The following is a 5,547-nucleotide window of genomic DNA, read 5'->3' as shown; positions in this document are numbered from 1 at the left end:
GAACGCATTTTCAAAGCTAGCCGTAACAACTATGGCACACGTAAAATCAAAAAAGAACTCATGAAATTGGCTGAACCGAAGCAAGTTTCAAGACGCCGAATGGGTCGTTTAATGAGCGAAATGGGGCTTGTTTCAAACTACACAGTGGCGCAATTCAAGCCACATAAATCAAGTAGCAATGAAGCGCCACTAAAAAACGAGTTACAACGCGAATTCAAGCAGGACAAGCAATTCGCTGTCGTTGTTAGTGATTTAACATACATCCGTGTCGGAAAAAAGTGGCACTATGTATGCTTATTTGTCGACCTTTTCAATCGAGAAATCATTGGTCATCGTGTTGGAGAAAACAAAACAGCAGACCTTGTGTACAAAGCATTAGCCAGTATAAAAACGAACCTAAATGAAGTGAAAATGTTTCACACTGATCGAGGGAAGGAATTCGACAACAAGCTGATTTCTGAAGCACTTCAAACGTTTGGTATCCAGCGTTCGTTAAGTATGAAAGGTTGCCCTTATGATAACGCCGTGGCCGAAGCGACATTTAAAGTATTTAAAACCGAATTCGCCAACCAAGCCCACTTCTCTTCCCTTGAACAGCTTGCTCTTGAACTGGATGATTATGTTCACTGGTTTAACAACATCCGTATCCACGGAACTTTGGGGTATTTAACGCCGATGGAATTCAAGCTACAGCCCACATAATTTTTGTCCAGTTTAGTGTTGACATTCCATAAAGAAGAAACGTTGGAGAAAAAAACTAGTAATCATCAAGTGAGAAGAATCAAATTAAGAATACGAAAATAGCCAAAGGACTCTCCAAAAACAGGGAGTCCTTTTTTAATACCAAACATTCAATTATACTTTAAAATATAGCTGTTAAATTTAACTTCACACTCATTCACTTTTTTGTAAAGAATCTATCTCAAATTATAATTTGTTCTTTCTTTCAAAGATTTTTGTTCGTTTAATTCGCCATCTTCATTTATAATAATATAACTAAATTCTAACCATTTTACAACGTCACCTTCAGAATTAAAAATTTGCTTCTCTCCACCTATAAACCATATAAGTTGTAAATCATTTTTAAGTAACCAATCATCGAAAACTTTTGCATTAATTAATGCCGCCGATGGACCTTTCTCTAACTCACTAGGATCTAAAAAAACTACTTCATTTTCAGAATCTTTCCATACACTGAAGTCCTCTAAAGACGGTACTAGCTCTAAATCTTTGATTAATAAAGAATTAGGTAAATAAATCGAAATATATTGATCTATTGATTTATCTCTTTCCCCAGTCTCCCATTCGTATTCATTAGTTGGTACCAAGTGCTCAATATCCAAAGTTCGATTGTCTTTATCGTTACGCCACCCCTCTAAAAATTCATAATATGGATGCCATGGATATTCTCTGAGAAAGCCTTGATGTGAGGACCTTAAAGGTGAAAAAACAGAAGGATCAAACAATGCTTGATTCTTCATTTTTTTGATTACATCAGGTACATTTTCTTTTTTCACAATGCAAGTATTGACCCTATACCACAGTTCCTCTTTAGATTCACTATTTTCGCTTTTCCTAGTCCATTTTCTAAACCCCCTTAACTTATACCATTCGTTATTTCTAATGGGGTTCGTTATCCTTAATAACTTTCGAAAATCTGGAAGTGTTGTTTCATCAAAAACCCAATTATCAGAATCTCCTGCACTAAAAATAGGACAATGAGGTGACCACCATACTTCGCCAAACTCATCCCATCCAGAATCATGTGTAGCTCTCAACCATACAGTTGGATCAATATCTCGCTTCCAAAGTTGCCATGGTCCCTCATATACATCTTTTTCATCATATTTATCAGCCCAATATAAATTATCTGACATTCTCGCTAAAAGCTCATACAATGCAATCCATTGATATTTTTTACCTATTCTTTCAATATTTGCAGTTCCTCTCCCTTCATTCCTACTATACATCCTTTCAAAACCTTCGAAAAAGGCTTTGTTCCAACCTAGCTCATAAGCTCTCTTACAGACCCACCTTCGCGCCCATTTTCTACTAAAAATCGCCAATTGTTCTGTAACACCTAGCCCATTTATCCACCTAAAGGTCTCTCTTTCCTCTTCAGTTAGTACATCATTAATTCTTTCTTTTAATGCCTTCCAGCTATCACCAGGTGTGTCAATATTTTTAGCAGTAAAAGAAAACTCCCATGACCTTTCATCATTACTATTAAACTGATCTAAAATATCATTTGATTTTGAATCCTTTCGTATATCATCTATAATGGTTACAATTCTCTCCTTACCATAAGACTGAATTCTCTTATTAATCTCTACTAAATATTCTATTTTTAGTTCTTCAGGAAGTTTATCTGCAAATTTCAAATGCAATTGATATGATTTCTCTGGTTGTTCTTCTGTAAGCTTTGTAGGTGACCAATTATGAACACATGACATCGTATAATTTCCGAAATCACCAGGGAATCCCATAAGTGAGCTCTTAATTGAAGAATATTTTTCACCAGCTAAATTTTCTAGTTCTGATTCTGCAGGATTCTCAATAGGCCATTCACTTTTATACGGTGGTCTAAAGTTAGAGACTATATCTTCTTTCACTACCTTTCTATATAAAGCATACTCCATAACTCCTCTTGCATAATCCCTTAAAAGCAAATGTGGGTATGGTGAACCTTTAGCGAATTGTAATTCATATACTTTTTCTGCAATTTGTTTAATAATTCCATTATTTTTTATATTACAAACTACACCATAACTTATGGCATACAATCTCTCTTTTAAATAAATATCATCTATCGAATCAAATTCAGTTAAAAGTTCTATGACAATTGATGGTTTGGAACATAGTATCCTAACTAATGATTTAGTAGCATGATCTCTAATCTTTCTATTTGAGGTTGTTGTCATCCATAGAAGAGCATAACTTAACAACCGTATACGTTCTTCTTCTACCGCCTCTAAATTTGCTATTAATGACCAATTTAATAGCGTTCTAGTAATTGATTCAGGCTGATCTTCATCTTCTTCATAATCACTAATGGCTATATGTGTAGACCAAAAATGATCTCGCTCAGGCATATTAAAGCGCTTTAAATGTCTATGCAAAAATTCAGCATTTAAAGGATGATTAGGTTCCGTAGATAATGCTAATATTTTATCTAATGGTTCTTTAAAATACCCATAACTAGAGATTTGATTTAACAACTGAATAGTGCGCTCTGTGATAGAATCTTTATGACGTAATAAAAGTACATTTGAAAAAGATGCATTAAATATCGAATTATAATAAGGTGACTCTTCAGATATAAAATCTATAAATTCTCTATCAAATTTTTCTGGGAAAGTTATACCCAAAGCCTCTATAACTCCTAAATACATATAAGATTTATTGAGCAACCCTTCTAATTTTCCGCCCTTATTAAATTCGGCTTCTAAATCTTTTGTATTTAAGCTGTTCACTATATTTTCTGCTATGAAATAGTCACTAAATCTCTCATATGTAAACCGAACTACTTCACTTAATTCTCCGTTTTTATCAGTGATTATATCTAAGGCTAGTAATCCTTCTGAAATTAATAAATCTATTAACTCTTCCCCAAAATTAGGTTTAGGATCAATATTTTTTATCATTTCGTATGCTTCATTTATATCAATACCAAACATATTATTAGGGTAAATTTTTTCTACAATCGCATTCATTACTTTAACAGTTACCTTTTGACCTTTAAAATACCTTTTTCTTAATCTAATTATTTTATCAATACTGTACAAATAAAATTTAAAAATAGCAGTTTGTCCCTCTAACCCTTTTGGGAAAGAAGTTAGGTTACTTGATTTTATTGCCTTACAACATGTTTTTAAAAACAATGGATTACTAAATTCTGAGGATAAAACTGGCATGGATGGCTTGTCTATTCCTTGCTTCGCTAAATAGTTCATAGCGGCACGATGTTCATATCCTCTAAATCCTTCATGTTGAACTTTAACTATATGTTCAAATATTGTGTTAGGAAATATTGCTTCCTCATAAGTTGCTCTACAGCTTAATAATAATGAGATATGTGGATAATTTTTCAGCTCCATTACAAATGTGGTTAAATGATTTATCCAATCAAATCTATAATTTCCCTCATTTAAAGCATCTATTATTATTAACGTTCGAGTACCTTTTGCTTCCCCAGCTGCATCTAAAGCTCCTAATAATTGTTTGAAAGATACGTTTTTTAAATCTAATTCTTCAGCTAAAAAATTTAGTGGGTTCCCTCCCGAATATTTCTGTCCTAGTAAAAATACAGTAGGTAATTTTTCAGCTAAGCGTTTCAAAGCTATATCACATAATAAATGTGATTTCCCTATACCTGCCTCTCCTAAGATAATGCTACTCTTTAATTCATATCCCTGTACATTTGAACTAAAAACAAATGAACTAATAACGTTAATGTCATCAACTATTTTACTAAACTTCCTTCTAATTTCTTCCCATCCTTCATCATTACTATCAATTTTATCCCAACACAAGCCTTGGAATTCTGCTGCTACGCTTTCAATAGTTTCAATTTCTTCTCTAGCTACTTTAAATTGATTAGGCGCATATTGCTCATTTAAAGCTTCAGTATATATTTTTTTGAAACTTGTACATTTCTCTTTAAATCTCTTCCATTTTTCCCCTTTATCTATAATTGTACTTTTATAGCTCTCTAATTCATTACTTCGATTTAACAAACTATTTAAAATTTGTTTCTGTTTCTTAACTTCTAAATGCCATTGCTGTGAGAGGCCTAAGCCATCGAGTTTTTTTGATATAGGCAAATCAACATGATACTCATCTGAAAATCTTTCTCCTATAGCAATTTTAGATTTATTTGTAATATTTTCAAAAACTGCTGTGCTCAGTATAGGTTCGTTAAACCAATAAAATGCTCTTCCAGCATATTTACTATCATCTGTTTGTAGCATCATATTTAACTCGTGACGCCCCCAGTAAATAAACTCTACATTCATATTTTTCGACTGAGCTAATTCAGACCATTCTTTAACATACTTCTCCCATATATTCAAAGAAGTAGTAACAGGTTTTCCTTTAGGACCGTTTTTTCTACTATCATTAAAATCTCTCGGCACACAGATGTAGTACTTTTTTAAATTGGGATGTTTCACCAATGCAGTTTCTACAGAATCATTTATTTGGCTCCATTCACTTTCCTTAAGTCTCTCGGTAAAATATTTTGCTTGCCAAGCATGCTCGGTCCCATCCTTTGATTTCCAATAACATTCAACTCCAGCATCTCCACCAGCGCCATCTTTTCTTATAAAAGCAAAACCATCTTGAGGTTGATTTAAATGTGCCAATTGACAAACTAATTCTTCAAATCCACCATCTTTACTACCATCAAAAGGTCTAATTTGTGAGAAATTAAATTCTATCATTTTACGCCCTCCCTACTTTTCAATTAAAATGAAATATCCCAAAATTCTTTCTTTAATTGTTTCATATTCTTTATTTTCAGTAATATAAATATATTATTTTATTCAT

General features: G+C 33.0%; 2 protein-coding genes. One reads left to right on the top strand and one right to left on the bottom strand.

Going from position 1 to position 5,547, the window contains the following annotated elements:
* Positions 1 to 702, top strand: a 702-nt coding sequence (locus C9J34_RS10800) for an IS3 family transposase (protein WP_107839882.1), incomplete at its 5' end; no start/stop codon positions are given.
* Between the two features lie 215 nt (positions 703 to 917).
* Here the strand turns inward: C9J34_RS10800 and C9J34_RS10795 are convergent.
* A complete protein-coding gene (locus C9J34_RS10795) occupies positions 918 to 5,441 on the bottom strand; it encodes an NACHT domain-containing protein (protein WP_107839881.1) in 4,524 nt (1,507 codons plus the stop codon).
* Between the last annotated feature and the right edge of the window lie 106 nt (positions 5,442 to 5,547).

The sequence above is a fragment of the Metasolibacillus meyeri genome (assembly GCF_003049505.1).
GTDB classification, from domain to species: Bacteria; Bacillota; Bacilli; order Bacillales_A; family Planococcaceae; genus Metasolibacillus; species Metasolibacillus meyeri.
The sequence above is the reverse complement of the archived record's forward strand: the minus strand, read 5'-3'. Positions and strand labels throughout refer to the sequence as shown.

Coding starts and splice junctions, on each gene's coding strand:
- C9J34_RS10795 (WP_107839881.1), bottom strand. CDS start 5,441: ATGATAGAATTTAATTTCTCACAAATTAGACCTTTTGATGGTAGTAAA.